This is a genomic window from Jiangella alkaliphila (assembly GCF_900105925.1).
In the GTDB taxonomy this organism is placed as follows: Bacteria; Actinomycetota; Actinomycetes; order Jiangellales; family Jiangellaceae; genus Jiangella; species Jiangella alkaliphila.
Map to the genome: position 1 here is coordinate 3297625 of NZ_LT629791.1, position 18656 is coordinate 3316280.

Below are 18656 nucleotides of genomic sequence, written 5' to 3' on the forward strand. Positions count from 1 at the left end.
AGTCATGGCCGTGCAGGAGAAGGAACACCTCGAGGAGACCGAGTTCGAGCTGCCCGAGACCCGGGCCTCACTCAAGGTCCTCGGCTGGCTGCTCGCCGTCGGCGGCTCGATCGGCCTGTTCGCGTCGGCGATGCTGATCATCGAGCGGGTCCGGCTGCTCGAGGACCCCGACTACACGCCGTCGTGCAGCTTCAACCCCATCGTCACCTGCGGCACGGTCATGGAGAGCTGGCAGGGGTCGCTGTTCGGCTTCCCGAACCCGGTCATCGGCGTCGCGGCGTTCCCGATCGTCGTCACGGTCGGTGTGCTGGCGCTGAGCCGCGTCCAGCTGCCGCGCTGGTTCTGGCTCGGCCTCAACGCCGGCGCGCTGGGCGGCGCGGCGTTCGTCACCTGGCTGTTCACCCAGACCACCTACTTCATCGGCGCGCTGTGCCCGTACTGCATGGTCGTCTGGGTCGTCACCATCCCGATCTTCGTCTACACGACGGGCTACAACCTCTCCGAGGGACACCTCAAGGCGCCGGGCTGGCTGCGCCGGGCCGTCGTCGACAGCCGTGGCCTCATCGTCACGGTCTGGTTCCTCATCCTCGCGATCCTCATCACCATCGAGTTCTGGGACCGCTGGTACCTCGTGTTCTGACGCTGCGGCGCCCGCGTCAGTGGTGCGGGCCGGTCGGCGCCTGGCCGCGTGCGACGGCCGCGTCGTGGCTGGCCTTGGCCCGCTCCACGAGCTCCAGCAGGCCGTCGGCGTCGCGCGCCATCTGCCGGTACCTCGGGCCGAGCGCGATGATGTCCGCCTTCTCGTCCACCAGCAGCTGGAAGATCCGCTCCCGCTCGCCCGGGTCGGCGGTGTACTCGGAGTCCAGGTAGGCGGTCGCGTGCCGGCGGGCGTTGGCGATCGCTGTCTGGGCCCGGCCGGTGCGGCTGAACACCGAGGCGAGCACCGTCACCACGAGGACGACGACGATGACGCCCAGCGACAGCCCGGTGCTGAGCTCGGCCACCTCGACCGGCTCGCCGTTGTTGATGAACGGCAGGTTGTTCTCGTGCAGGGCGTGCAGGATGAGCCGTACGCCGATGAAGGCCAGGATCACCGCCAGCCCGAACGCCAGGTAGATCAGCCGGTCCAGCAGGCCGTCGATGAGGAAGTACAGCTGCCGCAGGCCGAGCAGCGAGAACGCGACGGCGGTGAAGACCACGTAGACGTTCTGGGTCAGCCCGAAGATCGCCGGGATGGAGTCCAGCGCGAACAGCACGTCGGTGCCGGCCAGCGCCACCATCACCAGGACCAGCGGCGTCATGGCGCGGCGTCCGTCGCGCACGGTGAACAGCCGGCCGTCCTCGTAGTCGTCGGTGGTGTGGAAGACCCGCCGGGCGAGGCGGACGGCGATGTTCTCGCCCTCCTCGGGCTCGCCGCCGCGCGGCTTGAGCATGTTGCCCGCCGTCACGAGCAGGATCAGCCCGAACAGGTAGAACACCCAGGCGAACGTGGTGATCAGCGCCGAGCCGACGAAGATCAGCGCGGTCCGGGCGATCAGCGAGAACGTGATGCCGAACAGCAGCGCCTTCTGCTGGTATTCCCGGGGCACCCGGAAGCTGTGCAGGATGACCAGGAAGACGAACAGGTTGTCGACCGACAGCGCCTTCTCGGTGAGGTAGCCGGCGAAGTACTCCGTGCCCTCCGTCGTGCCGCCGAAGATCAGCACGCCGACGCCGAAGAGCAGCGCGATGCCGACGTACAGGGCGGACCAGGTGGCGGACTCGCGCAGCGTCGGGACGTGCGCCTTGCGGACGTGGAAGACGTAGTCGAACACGAGCAGCCCGACGACGCCGGTGACCGTCAGTGCCCATACCCAGCCGGGGACCTCCATGGCGAACACCCTAGGGCTGGCTTCTCAGAGCCGGGGCCTGATCGAGTGCGCTATCCTGGACAGGTGCGAGGCCTGCTGCTCCTTATCGGGCCGCGCTGACTGGTAGCGGACGCCCTCCAGCGGCGTCACGTCGGCGCGGCTGACCCCTCCTGCGTGAGGGGTTTTCTCATGTTCGGGCCCGACACCCACAGATGAGGGACGAATTCCGATGAGCCAGACGCACACCGGCCCTACGCCGACGCCCGTCGACGACGCGCCGTATCGCTACACCGCCGAGGTGGCCGGCCAGATCGAGCAGCGCTGGCAGGACCGCTGGGAGCACGAGGGCACCTTCGACGCGCCCAACCCGACCGGCCCGCTGGCCGAGCCCGGCGCCGAGCTGCCCGGGCACAAGTTCTTCGTGATGGACATGTTCCCGTACCCGTCCGGCAAGGGCCTGCACGTCGGCCACCCGCTGGGGTACATCGCCACCGACGTGTTCGGCCGCTACCGGCGCATGCGCGGCGACAACGTCCTGCACGCGCTGGCCTACGACGCGTTCGGGCTGCCGGCCGAGCAGTACGCCGTCCAGACCGGCCAGCACCCGCGCAAGACCACCGAAGAGAACATCGCCACCATGCGCCGGCAGCTGCGCCGGCTGGGGCTGGCGCACGACAACCGGCGCACGTTCGCGACCATCGACCCCGGCTACGTCCGGTGGACGCAGTGGATCTTCCTGCAGATCTTCGAGTCGTGGTACGACGAGTCGGCCGACGGCGGACGGGGCCGGGCGCGGCCGATCGCCGAGCTGGTCGCGGCCTTCGAGAGCGGTTCGCGGCCGGTGCCGGGAGGCGCGTCGTGGTCGTCGCTGAGCTCGGTCGAGCAGCGGCGCATCGTCGACGACCACCGGCTGGCGTACGTGTCCGAGTCGCCGGTCAACTGGTGCCCCGGGCTGGGGACGGTGCTGGCCAACGAGGAGGTCACCGCCGACGGCCGCAGCGAGCGCGGCAACTTCCCGGTGTTCAAGCGCAACCTGCGCCAGTGGATGATGCGCATCACCGCCTACGCCGACCGGCTGATCGACGACCTGGACCGCATCGACTGGCCCGAGAAGGTCAAGACGATGCAGCGCAACTGGATCGGCCGGTCCACCGGCGCGTCGGTGCGGTTCGCGACCGATGCCGGTGACCTGGAGGTCTTCACCACCCGCCCCGACACCCTGTTCGGCGCGACGTTCATGGTGGTGGCGCCCGAGCACCCGCTGGTCGAGGCGCTGACGCCGCCGGCCTGGCCCGCTGAGGCGCGGCCGGCGTGGACCGGCGGGCACGCGACGCCCGCCGACGCCGTCGCCGCCTATCGAGCGCAGGCCGCCGCGCGCACCGAGGTCGAGCGGCAGACCGAAGGACGCGAGAAGACCGGCGTGTTCACCGGGTCGTTCGCGGTCAACCCGGTGAACGGCGAGCGCATCCCCGTCTTCGTCGCCGACTACGTGCTGATGGGCTACGGCACCGGCGCCATCATGGCGGTGCCCGGCCAGGACGAGCGCGACTGGGAGTTCGCCGAGCGGTTCGAGCTGCCGATCATCCGGACGGTGCAGCCGCCCGACGGCTTCGACGGCGAGGCATACGTCGGTGAGGGTCCGGCCGTCAACTCCGCCAACGACGAGATCTCGCTGGACGGCATGGGCGTCGCCGACGCGAAGGCCGCGATCATCGCGTGGCTGGAGGCGAAGGGGGCCGGCGAGGGCACCGTCACGTACCGGCTGCGCGACTGGCTGTTCAGCCGGCAGCGCTACTGGGGCGAGCCGTTCCCCGTCGTGTACGACGAGAACGACCAGCCCGTCGCGATCCCTGACGACCTGCTGCCGATCGAGCTGCCCGAGGTGCCCGACTACTCGCCGCGCACCTACCCGCCCGACGCCGCCGACAGCGAGCCCGAGCCGCCGCTGGCCCGCGTGCCCGACTGGGTGAACGTCGAGCTGGACCTGGGCGACGGCCCGAAGACCTACCGGCGCGACACCAACACCATGCCGAACTGGGCCGGGTCCTGCTGGTACGAGCTGCGCTACCTGGACCCCACCAACACCGAGCGGCTGGTCGACCCCGAGGTCGAGAAGTACTGGATGGGCCCGCGCGCCAACGGCGACGCCGGCGGCGTCGACCTGTACATCGGCGGCGTCGAGCACGCCGTGCTGCACCTGCTGTACTCGCGGTTCTGGCACAAGGTGCTGTTCGACCTGGGCCACGTGTCCAGCGAGGAGCCGTTCCACAAGCTGTTCAACCAGGGCTACATCCAGGCCTACGCCTACGTCGACGCGCGCGGTCAGTACGTGCCCGCCGACCAGGTGGTGGAGTCCGGCGACGGGTTCCTGTTCGAGGGCGAGCCGGTCACCCGTGAGTACGGGAAGATGGGCAAGAGCCTGAAGAACATGGTCACGCCCGACGACATGTACCGCGACTACGGCGCCGACACCTTCCGCGTCTACGAGATGTCGATGGGCCCGCTGGACCTGTCCCGTCCCTGGGAGACCCGCGCCGTCGTCGGGTCGCTGCGGTTCCTGCAGCGGGTCTGGCGCAACATCGTCTCCGAGCAGTCCGGCTCGGTCGTCATCGGCGACGCTCCTGCCGACGACGAGACCCGGCGGGTGCTGCACCGCACCATCGACGCCGTCCGCACCGACATGGAGGCCATGCGGTTCAACACCGCCATCGCCCGCATGATCGAGCTGAACAACCACCTGACCAAGCTGGACACCGTCCCGCGCGAGGCGGCCGAGGCGCTGGTGCTGATGATGGCGCCCATCGCCCCGCACATCGGCGAGGAGCTGTGGTCGCGGCTGGGTCACCCGGATTCGCTGGTGCGCGAGCCGTTCCCCGTCGCCGACCCCGCCTACCTGGTCGAAGAGACCGTCACCTGTGTGGTGCAGGTGGCCGGCAAGGTGCGCGACCGGCTGGAGGTGCCGCCGTCGATCAGTGAGGACGAGCTGCGGTCGCTGGCGCTGGCGTCCGAGGCGGTGCAGCGGTCGCTGGACGGCCGTCCCGTCCGCACGGTGGTCGTGCGGGCGCCCAAGCTGGTCAACGTCGTACCGGGCTGACGTCCCTTGACGGGGCGGGTCGCGGTCGTCACCGACTCCACGGCCCACCTGGCCGCCGGCGACGTCGAGTCGCACGGCATCCGGGTGGTGCCGCTGCAGGTGGTCGTCGACGGTGTCGCCGTCGACGAGTGGACGGCGGGGGGCGGCTTCGAGCCGGCCGCCGTCGGCCCGTCGCGATTCGGGCCGCGGGAGGTGGCCGAGGCGCTGCGCGGGCACGTCCCCGTGACGACGTCGCGGCCGAGCCCGCGGGCGTTCCTCGACGTGTACGAGTCGGCGGCCGCTGAGGGTTTCACCGACGTCGTGTCGGTACACATCTCCGGCAGCCTCTCCGGAACGGCCGACGCCGCCCGGCTCGCCGCCCGCGACGCGCCCGTGCCCGTCCACGTCGTCGACTCCCGGTCGCTCGGCATGGGCCTCGGCTTCGCCGTGCTCGTCGCGGCGTCGGCGGCTTCACGTGGGCTGATGGCCGACGAGGTGGCCGCGCTGGCCCTGGACCGCGCCGTCCGGTCGTCGGCGTTCTTCTACGTGGACACGCTGGAGTACCTGCGCCGCGGCGGCCGTGTGGGCGCCGCCTCGGCGGTCGTGGGGACGGCGCTCGCGATCAAGCCGCTCCTCCACCTCCGCGACGGCTGGGTCGACCTCCTCGAGAAGGTGCGGACGTCCGCCCGGGCCCGCGCCCGCCTCGAGGACCTCGCCGTCGAGCGCGCCCTGGCCGCCGCCGGCCGCGTCGACCTCGCCGTCCACCACCTCGACAACGCTGGCCGCGCCGACGAGCTCGCCGCCCGCCTCTCCGACCGCCTCCCCTCCGTCGGCTCCGTCATCGTCACCGAGGTCGGCGCCGTCATCGGCGCCCACGTCGGGCCCGGCCTCCTGGCCGCCGTCGTCAGCCCGCACTGACCCGATGCGCTGACGTTGTCGGTGGCGGCTGGCAGGATCCCGGGATGCCGATCGCATCCGAGATCTTCAACCTCACCTTCGACGCCGCCTACCCGCGCCGGCTGGCCGAGTTCTGGGCGCTGGCGCTCGGGTATCGGCTCGAGCCGCCGCCCGACGGATTCGCGACCTGGGAAGAGGCGCTCGCCGCCTGGAACGTCCCGCCGGACGAGTGGGACTCCGCCAGCGCCATCATCGATCCCAACGGCGTGCTGCCGCGGATCTTCTTCCAGCGGGTGCCGGAGTCCAAGTCGGCCAAGAACCGCGTCCATCTCGACGTCCGCGCCTGGCGCTACACCGCCCCCGACGGTGGCCGGCCGCCGGAGGCCGACGTCCAGGCAGCCATCTACGCCAAGGTCGCCGAGCTGGTCGCCGCCGGCGCCACCACCGTCGGCACCGTCGAGCAGTACGGCAACGCCTGGACCGTCCTCCAAGACCCCGAAGGCAACGAGTTCTGCGTCGTCTGACCGCGCCTCGACGTTGTCCCGTTGTCCCGTTGTCCCGTTGTCCCCCAATCATAGAGACAAACCTGGTAGCGATCATGTCCCGATGAGCACGACGCCGCTGCGCTTGCCGGGCGACGCTGCTGTCGCCGGAGCAACAGTGATCCACCCCACCCGGCGCAGCGAACTCACACAGTGAGGTGGTGATCCTTGGCAAGGATGCCCGTCGCGTTCGCCGGTCTTCAACGGCCGCAGCCGACTTCAATAGGCAGAACGGCGCTTCGCACGCCTCAACGGTGCCCGGAACGCGAGCCTCGCTATCGAGGTCGGCCGTGATCGATGATCTTGAGCCGCGATTCGGACTCAATCAGCCAGCGCACGTCGACCGGTCTGTCCACAGCCCTGACCACTTCCTTCACTTGTCCACAGAACCCGGTTTCGGCGGCCGTCTCGGTCGGTGCGGCGGCTTAGCGTCGCAGGCATGCGATCGTTCCGCTCCCACTCCGTCGACGACCACACGGCGGCGCTCGCCCGTGCCCGGGTGGCGCACGTCGCCGGTCGACGCTGGGCCGGCGGAACCGAGCCTGCCGCGCACGACGTCGAGCCGCCGCCCGCCTGGCCGGACGACATGCTTGAACCGTGGGCGGATCCGGACGGTCCGCCTCCGCCAGGTGACCATCCAGTCGCGCAGCCCTCCGACTCGGCGGCGCGGGCGGCACGATCGGCAGGTTCCGCGCCACCGGCGGGACGATCCACGGGCGCCGCTCCCCGAACGCCTCGACCAACCGCCGCGGCGCCGCCGGCCGAGCAACCCGCGAACACCACGTCGGTGCGGTCCTGGCGGCTGGGGCTGGACCGGATCCACCTGGCCGTCATCGTGCTGGTGGTGCTCGTCGGGGCGATCGGCGCGACCGTGTTGTTCCTGCTGGCCAGGCCTGAGGTCGTGCCGATCGAGCCCGAGCTCGTCGCCACCGGCACACCCGTCGCAACCGCCTCCGAGCAGCCTGCCGATCCGCCCGCCGACGCCGCGCCTACGGCCCCGTCCGCTCCGATCGTTGTCCACGTCGCCGGCCTCGTGGCCCGCCCCGGCATCGTCGAGCTGCCCTCCGGCTCTCGGGTCGTCGACGCCATCGAGGCGGCCGGGGGCGCCACCCCCGACGCCGACCTGACCCCCATCAACCTCGCCCGCGTCCTCACCGACGGCGAGCAGGTGCTCGTCACCGCTGATCCGCCGCCGGCCGCCGCGCCGCCGCCCCCAGCGGCCGGCGACTCCGCTACGCCGACGGCGTCCGCGCCGGTGAACCTCAACACCGCGACCGCGGCCGAGCTCGAGACTCTGCCCGGCATCGGCCCGGCCCTCGCCGGCCGGATCCTGGACTGGCGCGAGCAGAATGGCCGCTTCACCAGCATCGACGAGCTGCGCGAGGTCTCCGGCATCGGCGAGCAGCGGTTCGCCCAACTCGAACCGTTGGTGACGCTATGAGCCGCACCCGGGACCCACGCACGCCCACCCCGGCGGCTGCGGAAGCGCTCGTAGGCGCGTCGCTTCCACAGGCACGACGGGCGAACACCAAGGGCCATCCGCCGTTCGCGAGCCCAGCAGCCGCGACGGCCGATCCCGCCGCCGGCACGGTGGCTGCCGAGCCGCTGGATCTGCGCCTCGTTCCGGCCGCGCTCGGCCTCTGGCTCGGCGCACTGGCCGGCGTGCTGGTGCACTGGCCGGTCGGCCTCGCCGGCTGCACGATCGCCGTCGTCGTCGCCGCGTCGATCCTGCTCCACACTCGCCCGCGCGGCGGCGAGCGGCGACGCGCGAGCCGCCTGTCGTCGGCCGGGCGGCGAGCCATCGTCGCCGCGACACTGTGCCTCCTCGCCGGCTTCGCGGCCGGCGCGGCCAGGGCGGCGCCGGTCTGGGACGGACCCGTCACGGACCTCGCCGCGGCCGGAGCGCACGTCGAGCTCGATGGCGTCGTCGCCCGGGATCTCCTCGTGCGCAGCAGCGGCCCGGCCGGCGAGGAGGCCGCCGCCACCGAGTACGTCGTCGGCCGCATCCAGGTCGACCACGTCACCGGCCGCGGCCGCGCCCACGACGTCTCCGTGCCGGTGCTGCTGGTGAGCGGCGACGTCGGCTGGGCCGAGCTGCTCCCAGGCCAGCGGATCAGCGTGCCCGGCCGGCTCGAGTCCACCGACCACCCGCGCGACGACATCGCCGCCGTGTTCCGCCCCTACGCCGGGCCGGACGAGCGCTCGACCGGCCCGCCGAGCGCCGCCAGCCGCGCGACCGAGCCGTTCCGCGCCGGCCTCCGCCAGGCTGTCGCCGGCGTGCCGCCCGACCCGCGCGGCCTGGTTCCGGGCCTGGTCATCGGCGACGAGTCGTTGCTGTCCGACGACCTGCGCGACGCCATGATGATCGCCGGGCTGACCCATCTGACCGCCGTGTCCGGCACGAACGTCGCGATCGTGCTGGTGGTCGCGCTCGGCCTGGCCCGCTGGCTGGGCGTGCGCGGCTACGCGCTGCCGGTCGTCGGCGTGGTGTGCGTCCTCGGGTTCGTGCTGCTCGCACGGCCCGAGCCGAGCGTCCTGCGGGCCGCCGCGATGGGACTGGTCGCCGTCGTCGGGCTGGCGGTCGCGGGGCGCCGGCGTGGGCTGCCGACGCTGGCCGCGGCGGTGATCGTGCTCGTGCTGCTCGACCCGTGGCTGGCCCGCAGCGCCGGGTTCGCGCTGTCGGTGCTGGCGACGGCCGGGATCCTGCTGCTCGTCCCGGCCTGGACGCGCTCGCTGGCGTGGCTGCCACGCCCGCTGGCGGTCGCCATCGCCGTGCCGCTCGCCGCGCAGGTGGCCTGCACTCCGATCGTGCTCGGGCTGTCCGGACAGCTCAGCCTGGCCGCGCTGCCGGCCAACCTGCTCGCCGCGCCCGCGGTGGCGCCCGCGACGGTGTTCGGTGCGGCCGCCGCGGTCGTGAGCCCGGTCCTGCCGCCGGTCGCGACGGCGTGCGCCTGGTTGGCCGCGCTCCCGGCCTGGTGGATCGCCGCCGTCGCGCGCTGGTTCGCCGATCAGCCCGGCGCCGTCGTGCCGTGGCCGCCGGGCGCCGGCGGCATCGCGGCGGCCGTCGCGCTGGCCGTGGTCGGGTTGCTGGCGCTGCCGATGCTGTTGCGCCGTCCGCTCGTCACGGCGGCCGCCGCGACCGTGCTGGTGATCGGCCTGCTGAAGGCGCTCCCGACGCCGGGCTGGCCGCCGCCCGGGTGGCTGGTCGTCGCCTGCGACGTGGGCCAGGGCGATGCGCTCGTGCTGCGGGCCGGCGACCGGTCCGCGGTCGTCGTCGACGCCGGGCCGGAGCCGCGGCTGGTACGGCGCTGCCTCGACGGCCTCGGCGTGCGGCAGGTGCCGCTGCTGATCCTCACGCACTTCCACGCCGATCACGTCGGCGGGCTCGACGGCGTCCTGGCCGGCCGCGAGGTGGGCCGGGTCTTCGTGTCACCGCTCGACGATCCGCCCGAGTCGGCCGGCGGTGTCCGGCGCCGGCTCGCCGCGGCGGGCGTCCCGGCCACGGTGCCGCGGGTCGGCGACCGGCTCCAGGTGGGTGAGCGGCTCTGGCTGGACGTCCTCGCGCCGGGCCGCCTGGTCGAGACCTCGGAGTCCGAGTCGAACAACTCCAGCATCGTCGTCGAGGCGGAGGTCGACGGCGTCAGCGTGCTGCTCACCGGCGACATCGAGCCGACGGCGCAGCGGTCGCTGCTGCGGTCCGCGCCCGCGCTCGACGTCGACGTGCTCAAGGTCGCCCACCACGGCTCGCCGCACCAGGACACCGACCTGCTCACCGGCGTCGACGCGCGGGTGGCGCTGGTCAGCGTCGGCGAGAACACGTACGGTCACCCGTCACCGCGGGTGCTCGACGCGCTGCGGGGGAGCGGCGTGCGGGTCTACCGGACCGACGAGCACGGCAGCATCGCCGTCGTCCGGACCGGTGACGATGGCCTCGGCGTGGTGACCGGCGGGCCGCGGGCGGGACCGGCTCCGCGGCGACCGGTGCGGGGGCGCGGACGTTGTCGGCGGGACGTGTCATGCTGGGTGGCGACATGGCTGCGCTATCGACCGACCCCCTCGTCCCGGTCACCCTCGTCTTCGGTCCGGAGACGCTACTGGCCGAGCGTGCCGCGGGCGCCGTCGCCCGGGCGGCGCGCGCCGCCGATGCCGACGCCGACGTGTCGCAGGTGTCCGGCTCCGAGCTGACCGCCGGAGCCCTCGCCGAGCACGTCAGTCCGTCGCTGTTCGCCACCCGCCGTGTGCTGCTGGTCAACGACGTCCAGGACGTCAGCGAGTCGGTCGGCGACGTGCTGGTGGGTTACGTGAACACGCCCATCGACGGTATTCACGTGGTGCTGCTGCATCCTGGCGGGGTCAAGGGGAAGAAGCTGCTCACGGCACTGCGCAAGGCCGGCGTGCACGAGGTCCCGGCCGAGCGGCTGACCCGCCCCGACGACCAGGTCTCGTTCGTGCGCGCCGAGGTCCGGCGCAACGGCGGCCGCATCGACGAGGCGGCCGCGCGGCAGCTGGTCGAGTCGGTGGGCGGCGACCTGCGCGGGCTGGCCTCGGCGGCCGGCCAGCTGGCCGTCGACGCACCTGACGGTCAGGTGACCGCCCAGGTCGTCTCGATGTACTTCGAGGGTCGCGCCGAGGTGAAGGGCTGGGTGGTCGCCGACCGCGCCGTCGAGGGCAAGACCGGCGAGGCGGTCGAGCAACTGCGCTGGGCGCTCGAGACCGGCACCGACCCGGTGCTGGTCACCGGTTCGCTGGCGACCTCGCTTCGGTCGCTGGCCCGGCTGGCCGGCGCCCCGCGCGGCATGCGCGACGCCGACGTCGCTCGCGACCTGGGCATCCCGCCGTGGAAGGTCCGGGTGCTCCGCGGCCAGCTGCGCGGCTGGACGCCGAACGGGCTGGCCCGCGCCATCCGCGCCGTGGCCGACGCCGACCTCGCGGTCAAGGGCGGCGGCAACGACGCGACGCTCGCCCTCACGACGGCGCTGGTCGCCATCGGCTCCGCCCGCGCCGCCTGACGACGGCTCGTGTTGATCTTGGAGCTGTTCGGGTATCAGGCGGACATTTCGCCCCGCAACTGCCGAAGAACTCCAAGATCAACAGCACGGCGCTCGACCGGGCGCACGACGACGGCGCCGCCCTCCAGGAGTGGAGGACGACGCCGTCGGCGAACCGAACGTGGAGATCGGGCACGGAGTGGGCTCGGCCTCAGAGCGCGGCGGCCCGCTTGGAGATCGAGGACTTGCGGTTGGCCGCCTGGTTCTTGTGGATGACGCCCTTGGAGGCGGCCTTGTCGAGCTGCCGAGTGGCGGCGCGAGCGGCCTCGGTGGCCTTCTCGGTCTCGCCGGCGTCGGCGGCCTCGTGGAACCTGCGGATGGCCGTCTTGAGCGACGACTTCACGGCCTTGTTGCGCAGCCGCGCCTTCTCGTTGGTGAGAATCCGCTTCTTCTGGGACTTGATGTTCGCCACGAACAGATGCCTTTGGTCGGTTCGGATAGGTCGTGAGGGCGTCGGTCTTCTCCGGGACACGCGGCAGTGGGGAACCGTCGCGGCGGCAAGGAGTCGGCCGGGCGCGTCCGCGACCTGGGCCGACGCGCAGCCGCCAACAATACCAGCGCGCGGCTCACCAGCCAATTCGGCGCCGCTGCCGCCGGCCGCGGCCGGGCGCGGACGCGCTCAGGCCCACCCGTACCGCTCGCGCAGCGCGACGATGACCGCGTCGAACTGGTCGCGGCCGAGCGCCGACGCCTCGCGGCGCATGCCGTCGGGGTGGACGCGCAGGACGCGGCTGATGTCGACCCAGGACGGGCGGTGCTCGCCGTCCCAGCGGCCGGAGCCGACGCCGACCCAGTCGTGCTCGCCGTCGTGGTTCTTGCTGGTCAGCTGGACGGCGAGCAGCGTGCCGCCGGGCTCGCGCGCCACGACGAGGACGGGCCGGTCCTTGCCGCGGCCGTCGTTCTCCTCGTACGGGACCCAGGTCCAGACGATCTCGCCGGGGTCGGCGTCGCCGTCGGTGCTCGGGTTGTACGACGTGTGGACGGCGCCGACGGAGTGCGCCTCGGCGGTCGCGTTCGGGCCGAACTGGCCGGGCGACACCTCGCCGTCGTCACCGGGCGGGGCCGACGGACGAGCCGGCGGCCGGGCCTGACGATCGCCGTCGCGGCGGCGCTTGGACGGCGTCAGCAGGGTCCGGACCAGGTCACGGAGGAGGGCCACGTTCCGCACCCTACCGCCCGCTCGCGCGACCGTCCGGCCGTTCAGCACGTCTTCGGCCGTTCGTGCGTCGCGACCCCGGCATGGGATGATGGCAGGCACAGGTCCGGCGCCGCTCGTCGCCGCGACAGTCCCCACATTGCCAGGAAGTCAAGAGGAGCCCTGCGTGCCGCCCGCCGCGAACTCGCCCGTCCCCTCGGCGACCCCACCGGAGCTGATCCGGAACTTCTGCATCATCGCCCACATCGACCACGGCAAGTCGACGCTGGCGGACCGGATGCTGCAGCTCACGGGCGTCGTCGACGGCCGTGACATGCGCGCGCAGTACCTCGACCGCATGGACATCGAGCGCGAGCGCGGCATCACCATCAAGAGTCAGGCGGTCCGGCTGCCGTTCACCTCGCAGCAGGGCGACGCCGCGGGCACCACCTACGCGCTCAACCTCATCGACACCCCCGGGCACGTCGACTTCTCCTATGAGGTCAGCCGCAGCCTCGCCGCGTGCGAGGGCGCCGTCCTGCTGGTCGACGCCGCACAGGGCATCGAGGCGCAGACGCTGGCCAACCTGTACATGGCGCTCGAGAACGACCTCACGATCATCCCGGTGCTGAACAAGATCGACCTGCCGGCCGCCCAGCCTGACAAGTACGCCGCCGAGCTGGCCCACCTCATCGGCGGCGACGCCGGCGACGTCCTGCGGGTGAGCGGCAAGACCGGCGAGGGCGTCCTCGAGCTGCTCGAGCGCGTGGTGGCCGAGGTGCCGGCGCCGGTGGGCGACCCCGACGCCCCGGCCCGCGCCATGATCTTCGACAGCGTCTACGACTCCTACCGCGGCGTCGTCACCTACGTCCGGGTCATCGACGGCAAGCTGACGCCGCGCGAGCGCATCCTCATGCTGTCGACGCGGGCCACGCACGAGCTGCTCGAGATCGGCGTCATCTCGCCGGAGATGCGCCCCGGCGGCGGGCTCGGCGTCGGCGAGGTCGGCTACCTGATCACCGGTGTGAAGGACGTCCGGCAGTCGAAGGTCGGCGACACCGTCACCGACGCCGCCAAGCCCACCACCACGGCGCTGTCCGGCTACCGCGACCCCAAGCCGATGGTGTTCTCCGGGCTCTACCCGGTCGACGGCTCGGACTACCCGGACCTGCGCGAGGCGCTGGACAAGCTCAAGCTCAACGACGCCGCCCTGGTGTACGAGCCGGAGACGTCGGTGGCGCTGGGCTTCGGCTTCCGCTGCGGCTTCCTCGGCCTGCTGCACCTCGAGATCGTCCGCGAGCGGCTGGAGCGCGAGTCCGGCCTCGACCTCATCTCGACGGCGCCGAACGTCGTCTACCAGGTCACGATGGAAGACGGCGTCGAGCACATCGTCACCAACCCCAGCGAGTTCCCGTCGGGCAAGATCGCGTCGGTGCGCGAGCCGGTGGTCCGGGCGACGCTGCTGGCGCCGAGCGAGTTCGTCGGCACGATCATGGAGCTGTGCCAGGCCCGCCGCGGCACGCTGCTCGGCATGGACTACCTGTCCGAGGACCGCGTCGAGCTGCGCTACACCATGCCGCTGGCCGAGATCGTGTTCGACTTCTTCGACGCGCTGAAGTCGCGCACCCGCGGCTACGCCAGCCTCGACTACGAGCCCACCGGCGAACAGGAGGCCGACCTCGTCAAGGTCGACATCCTGCTGCACGGCGACCCCGTCGACGCGTTCAGCGCCATCGTCCACAAGGACAAGGCGTACGCCTACGGCGTCGCCATGGCGGGCAAGCTCAAGGAGCTCATCCCGCGGCAGCAGTTCGAGGTGCCCATCCAGGCCGCCATCGGCGCCCGCGTCATCGCCCGCGAGAACATCCGCGCCATCCGCAAGGACGTCCTGGCCAAGTGCTACGGCGGCGACATCACGCGCAAGCGCAAGCTGCTGGAGAAGCAGAAAGAGGGCAAGAAGCGGATGAAGATGGTCGGCCGGGTCGAGGTGCCGCAGGAGGCGTTCATCGCCGCGCTCTCGTCCGACGGCGGCGGCGCCTCGAGCTAGCGCGACTGCAGCGCGTCGAGGGCGACGGCCATCGCGGCGGCCAGGCGCCAGTCGAGCCGGGAGCCGTCGGGCAGGGCGGGCACGTTGACGTCGTACGCGTCGCGTAGCGCCCGGCGACGCTCGGACGACATGACCAGCGCGCCGTCGGCCGTGCGGAAGTCGAAGTGGAACCGCCATGGGCTGGGGACGTCCTCGAGCAGGAGATTCCAGGCGCGGCGGACGATCGCGACGCGCCCGCTGCGCTCGGTGCCGGTCGCCTCCAGGCCGAGCGCCGGGTAGCCCAGCCGCCAGGTCGACCGGGTCAGGGACTTGCGGAACTCCCCTTCTGCTGCGCGAACGCGATCAGCGGACCCTCGCCGCCCGCGTCGTCGACGGCATGCACGGCGTAGCGGTTCACCATCGCGGTGAGCTTCTGGCGCACGAACAGCCGCTGAACCGAGGTCGGTTCGGGGGACACGGCGGGACCCGTCGCTGCCATCAGCCGACCGGCGGTCCGGGCGGGAAGCCGAGGTGCGCCAGCGCTTGCCGCAGCACGATGCCGTGGCCGCCGAGCATCTCCTTCTGCAGGCCGTCGTCGGCGGCCTCGGCGGGCGACAGCCAGATGAGGTCGAGCGCGTCCTGACGGGGTGCGCAGTCGCCGCTGACCGGGATCACGAAGGCCAGCGCGACGGCGTGCTGGCGCGGGTCGTGGTACGGCGTGACGCCCGGGGTCGGCAGGTACTCGGCGACGGTGAACGGCGACGGCGACACCGGGATGCGCGGCAGCGCCAGCGGCCCGAGGTCCTTCTCGATGTGCCGCAGCAGCGCGTCGCGGATGCGCTCGTGGAACAGCACCCGGCCGGCCACCAGCTCGCGCCTGATCTCGCCCTCGGCGGTCGACCGCAGCAGCAGGCCGACCGACGTCACGACGCCGGTGTCGTCGACCCGCACGGGCACCGCGTTGACGTAGAGGATCGGGAGCCGGCGACGCGCGGCGGCGAGCTCGTCGGGGGTGAGCCAGTTCTCGTGGGAGTCGACCGCGGTGTCCATGGGACTGTTCTACACAGTCGAGGTGACGTCGCGTCGACGGCCACGCAAGGTGTGACCGACGACCGGTCGGGCAACCCTCTTGACACGTGTCCGTAACGTCCCTAAATTCATCGGTCATACGTAGGAGCGCGCCAGCGCATTTTTTTCGGACGAATGCTCATACGTATGCGCAGACCTTCGCTGGAACCCACCGCTGGGAGTCCTGACATGCGAACCACGAGACGTCACCTCCGGGCCGCCGCGCTGCGAGCGGCCGCGGCCGTCGTGCTCACGCTCGGCGTGGCCGCGTGCACCGCCGGCGCGGCGAGCGAGAACCGAGCCTCCTCTGGCGACGGTTCCGACACCATCATCTACGGCAAGACCGACGGCGGCACCACGTTCGTGCGCAACTACAACGTGATGGGGCCTGCCACCGACAAGGCGCCGCACCCCGAGCTGATCTACGAACCGCTGATGCGGATCGACTACGGCAACGGCGCGGTCATCGAACCCTGGCTGGCCGACAGCTGGACGTTCAACGAGGACGGCACGGTGCTGACGCTCGTGCTGCGCGACGACGTCACGTTCTCCGACGGCGAGCCGTTCAGCGCCGACGACGTCGTCTACAGCCTGAGCCTGCCGCTCGAGCGGCCCGAGTTCAGCATCGCCGGCGTCACGTACACGGCGGTCGAGAAGGTGGACGACAGCACGGTCACGGTCACCTTCGCCGAGCCGTCCTTCGCCACGCTCAAGCAGTTCGCCAGCGTCCTGCTGCCGATCGTGCCCGAGCACGTGTGGGCCGAGCAGGACCTCAACACGTGGACCAACCCCGACCCGGTCGGCACCGGCCCGTTCACGCTCGGCGACTTCAAGCCGCAGCAGGTGACGATGGAGGCGCGCGACGACTACTGGGGCGGCGAGCTGCCGATGACCTACTTCAAGATCATCCCGACCGGCGAGGCGCTGAAGGCGCAGCTGCTGCGCGGCGAGGTCGACCTCGGCACGGCGTCGTGGGCCAACGGCGAGGAGGAGTACGTCGCGCAGGACCCCGAACGCCACCTGTACCAGCTGTACTCCAACGGCGGCGCCATGTCGCTGCTGTTCAACACCGGCAAGCCGCCGTTCGACGACGTCCACGTGCGGCGTGCGCTGTCGATGACGATCGACCGGACCGCTGTCGTGACGACGCTGCAGCGCCCCGGCACGGAGGCCGCACCGACCGGGCTGTCCGAACAGCTCTACGCCGACTGGATCCGACCCGAGTACACCGAGGTGCAGCCGGTCGCGGCCGACGACGCGCTGGCCGAGCTGGCGGCCGGCGGCTGGAGCGTCGAGGACGGCGCGCTGGTGAAGGACGGCCAGAGCTACCCGCTGTCGATCCTGTTCAACGCCGACTGGGCCTGGAGCAGCTACGCGGACATCCTCATCAACACGTGGCGCGACACGCTGGGCCTGGAGGTCCAGCCGGCCGGGCAGCCGACGGCCGGCTACTACGACCAGCAGCAACTGGGCACGTTCGACATGGTCGCGGCGACCACCGGCGGCGCCGGGGTCTACGGCGTCTACAACTTCCTGAGCAGCGCGTTCCTCATGCCGATCGGTGAGTCGGCGTCGCTGAACGCGGGCCGGTGGAACGACCCAGAGACCGACGCGATCATCACCGAGATGGAGCGGACCGACGACGTCGAGCAGCTGCGCGAGCTGGGGGAGCAACTGCAGGACATCGTCGTCGACGAGGTCCCGTTCAGCCCGATCTACAACAACTACTGGTTCGTCGACATCAACGCGACCCGGTGGAGCAACTGGCCGACGCCGGAGTCGTTCGACCACATCCCGTTCATCGGCATGGGCCCGGACATGACGCTGACCCTGCTCGACCTCGAGCCGACCGGCGAGAGCTGAGCCGCCGCGGGGCGCGTCCAGCGGCCCCGGACGCGCCCCGCGGCCAGCGGCCAGCAGGGCCGGCGAAGGACACGAGAGGAGGGACACGCATGGCGACGACGACAGCACCCGCGGCGACACCGGCCGGGCCGGCCGCGAAGCCGCCCAGGGCCCGCCGCCGGTGGGGGTTCCTGGCCCGCCGGCTGGGCTTCTACGCCGTGGCCGCCGCGGCCGCGATCGTGCTGAACTTCCTGCTCCCGCGCCTGATGCCCGGCGACCCGTCGTCGGCGATCGTCGAGGAGCTGGAACGGGTCAGCGGCCAGCAGGTGCCGCCGGAGACGCTCCAGTCCATCCGGGCGATCTTCGGCGACCCGAGCCAGAACCTGGGCGAGCAGTTCGCCGGCTACCTCGGCCAGCTCGCCCGGTTCGACCTCGGCGTGTCGATCGTGAACTTCCCGGTGCCGGTCGGCGACCTGGTCTGGCAGGCGCTGCCGTGGACGCTGCTGCTGGTCGGCGTGACGACGGTGGCCGCGTTCCTGCTCGGCACCGGGCTCGGCGTGCTGGCCGGGTGGAAGGCCGGCAGCCGCTTCGACGCGGTCGTGACGCCGCTGACGACGTTCCTCTCGTCGGTGCCGTACTTCTGGGTGGCGCTGCTGGCGCTGTGGGTGTTCGGGTTCCTGCTCGGCTGGTTCCCGCTCTCCGGCGGCTACGACCCGAACCTCACCGAGGGGCTCAACCTGCCGTTCCTGGCCAGCGTGCTGCACTACGGCGCACTGCCGGCGACGACGATCGTCTTCTCCGCGTTCGGCGGCTGGCTGCTCGGCATGCGCAACATGATGGTGACGACGGTGCGCGAGGACTACGTGCTGCTGGCCCAGGCCAAGGGACTGGCACCGGGCCGGGTGATGCTGCGCTACGCCGCCAGGAACGCGATGCTGCCGAGCTTCACCGGGTTCGCGATGGCGCTGGGCGGCGTCGTCGGCGGGGCGCTGCTCACCGAGATCGTCTTCAGCTACCCGGGCATCGGCTACCTCATGTACGAGGCGCTGCAGAAGCGCGACTACCCGATGATGCAGGGCGTCTTCCTGCTGATCACGCTGGCGGTGCTGCTGGCGAACCTGGTGGCCGACTCGGTGTACGTGCTGCTCGACCCGCGCATCAGGGAACAGGGGTGA

The 18656-nt window shown here is 71.9% G+C and carries 15 protein-coding genes and 1 pseudogene; 10 read left to right on the forward strand and 6 right to left on the reverse strand.

All coding sequences use genetic code 11. From position 1 onward, the window contains the following. Positions 1-4: 4 nt before the first annotated feature. Positions 5-640: a vitamin K epoxide reductase family protein gene (locus BLV05_RS15200; protein WP_046769896.1), complete on the forward strand. Its 636-nt coding sequence runs from the start codon at positions 5-7 to the stop codon at positions 638-640. Positions 641-656: 16 nt separating this feature from the next. Here BLV05_RS15200 and BLV05_RS15205 read toward each other — a convergent pair whose 3' ends face one another. Beyond that, positions 657-1871: a TerC family protein gene (locus BLV05_RS15205; RefSeq protein ID WP_046769975.1), complete on the reverse strand. Its 1215-nt coding sequence runs from the start codon at positions 1869-1871 to the stop codon at positions 657-659. A 208-nt stretch (positions 1872-2079) separates the two neighbouring features. Here BLV05_RS15205 and leuS point away from each other — a divergent pair, with 208 nt between their 5' ends. From leuS to holA, 6 genes and pseudogenes are all read left to right on the forward strand, one after another. After that, positions 2080-4944 carry a leucine--tRNA ligase gene (gene leuS / locus BLV05_RS15210; protein WP_046769895.1) on the forward strand — a complete coding sequence of 955 codons (2865 nt, stop codon included), beginning with the start codon at positions 2080-2082 and terminating at the stop codon, positions 4942-4944. 6 nt (positions 4945-4950) lie between these two features. Then, positions 4951-5841, forward strand: coding sequence for a DegV family protein (locus BLV05_RS15215; protein WP_046769894.1), 891 nt, complete (start codon positions 4951-4953; stop codon positions 5839-5841). A 44-nt stretch (positions 5842-5885) separates the two neighbouring features. Then, entirely contained in the window at positions 5886-6344 is a 459-nt protein-coding gene (locus BLV05_RS15220) for a VOC family protein (protein ID WP_172860653.1), read from the forward strand. A gap of 805 nt (positions 6345-7149) precedes the next feature. After that, entirely contained in the window at positions 7150-7803 is a 654-nt protein-coding gene (locus BLV05_RS15225) for a ComEA family DNA-binding protein (protein ID WP_046769893.1), read from the forward strand. Beyond that, positions 7800-10247, forward strand: a pseudogene (locus BLV05_RS37685) (DNA internalization-related competence protein ComEC/Rec2); the annotation flags it as partial. The gene BLV05_RS15225 and the pseudogene BLV05_RS37685, both read left to right, overlap by 4 nt. 146 nt (positions 10248-10393) lie before the next feature. Next, a complete protein-coding gene (gene holA / locus BLV05_RS15235; RefSeq protein ID WP_046769892.1) occupies positions 10394-11371 on the forward strand; it encodes a DNA polymerase III subunit delta in 978 nt (325 codons plus the stop codon). 190 nt (positions 11372-11561) lie between these two features. Here the strand turns inward: holA and rpsT are convergent, their stop codons facing one another. Then, positions 11562-11822 (reverse strand): 30S ribosomal protein S20, encoded by a 261-nt coding sequence (gene rpsT / locus BLV05_RS15240; protein WP_046769891.1) that lies wholly within the window; start codon positions 11820-11822, stop codon positions 11562-11564. Between the two features lie 207 nt (positions 11823-12029). Then, entirely contained in the window at positions 12030-12449 is a 420-nt protein-coding gene (locus BLV05_RS15245; protein WP_046769972.1) for a type II toxin-antitoxin system PemK/MazF family toxin, read from the reverse strand. Between the two features lie 283 nt (positions 12450-12732). Between BLV05_RS15245 and lepA the strand changes: the two genes are divergently transcribed. Further along, positions 12733-14592: a translation elongation factor 4 gene (gene lepA / locus BLV05_RS15250; protein WP_046769890.1), complete on the forward strand. Its 1860-nt coding sequence runs from the start codon at positions 12733-12735 to the stop codon at positions 14590-14592. Here the strand turns inward: lepA and BLV05_RS38210 are convergent. The 3 genes from BLV05_RS38210 to BLV05_RS15260 all read right to left on the reverse strand — a co-directional run bounded on the left by BLV05_RS38210 (position 14589) and on the right by BLV05_RS15260 (position 15621). After that, complete coding sequence (locus tag BLV05_RS38210) at positions 14589-14723, reverse strand: hypothetical protein (protein WP_267884887.1); 135 nt, start codon at positions 14721-14723, stop codon at positions 14589-14591. The two genes, lepA and BLV05_RS38210, sit on opposite strands and share 4 nt — an antisense overlap. 170 nt (positions 14724-14893) lie before the next feature. Further along, positions 14894-15049, reverse strand: coding sequence for a hypothetical protein (locus BLV05_RS37015; protein ID WP_197683665.1), 156 nt, complete (start codon positions 15047-15049; stop codon positions 14894-14896). A gap of 20 nt (positions 15050-15069) precedes the next feature. Beyond that, complete coding sequence (locus BLV05_RS15260; protein ID WP_046769889.1) at positions 15070-15621, reverse strand: NUDIX hydrolase family protein; 552 nt, start codon at positions 15619-15621, stop codon at positions 15070-15072. Between the two features lie 207 nt (positions 15622-15828). Between BLV05_RS15260 and BLV05_RS15265 the strand changes: the two genes are divergently transcribed. Both BLV05_RS15265 and BLV05_RS15270 read left to right on the forward strand, forming a co-directional pair. Beyond that, entirely contained in the window at positions 15829-17502 is a 1674-nt protein-coding gene (locus tag BLV05_RS15265) for an ABC transporter substrate-binding protein (protein ID WP_152690844.1), read from the forward strand. 89 nt (positions 17503-17591) lie between these two features. Next, the gene (locus BLV05_RS15270) at positions 17592-18656 is read left to right on the forward strand and encodes an ABC transporter permease (protein ID WP_082155388.1); all 1065 of its coding nucleotides are present in this window, start codon (positions 17592-17594) and stop codon (positions 18654-18656) included.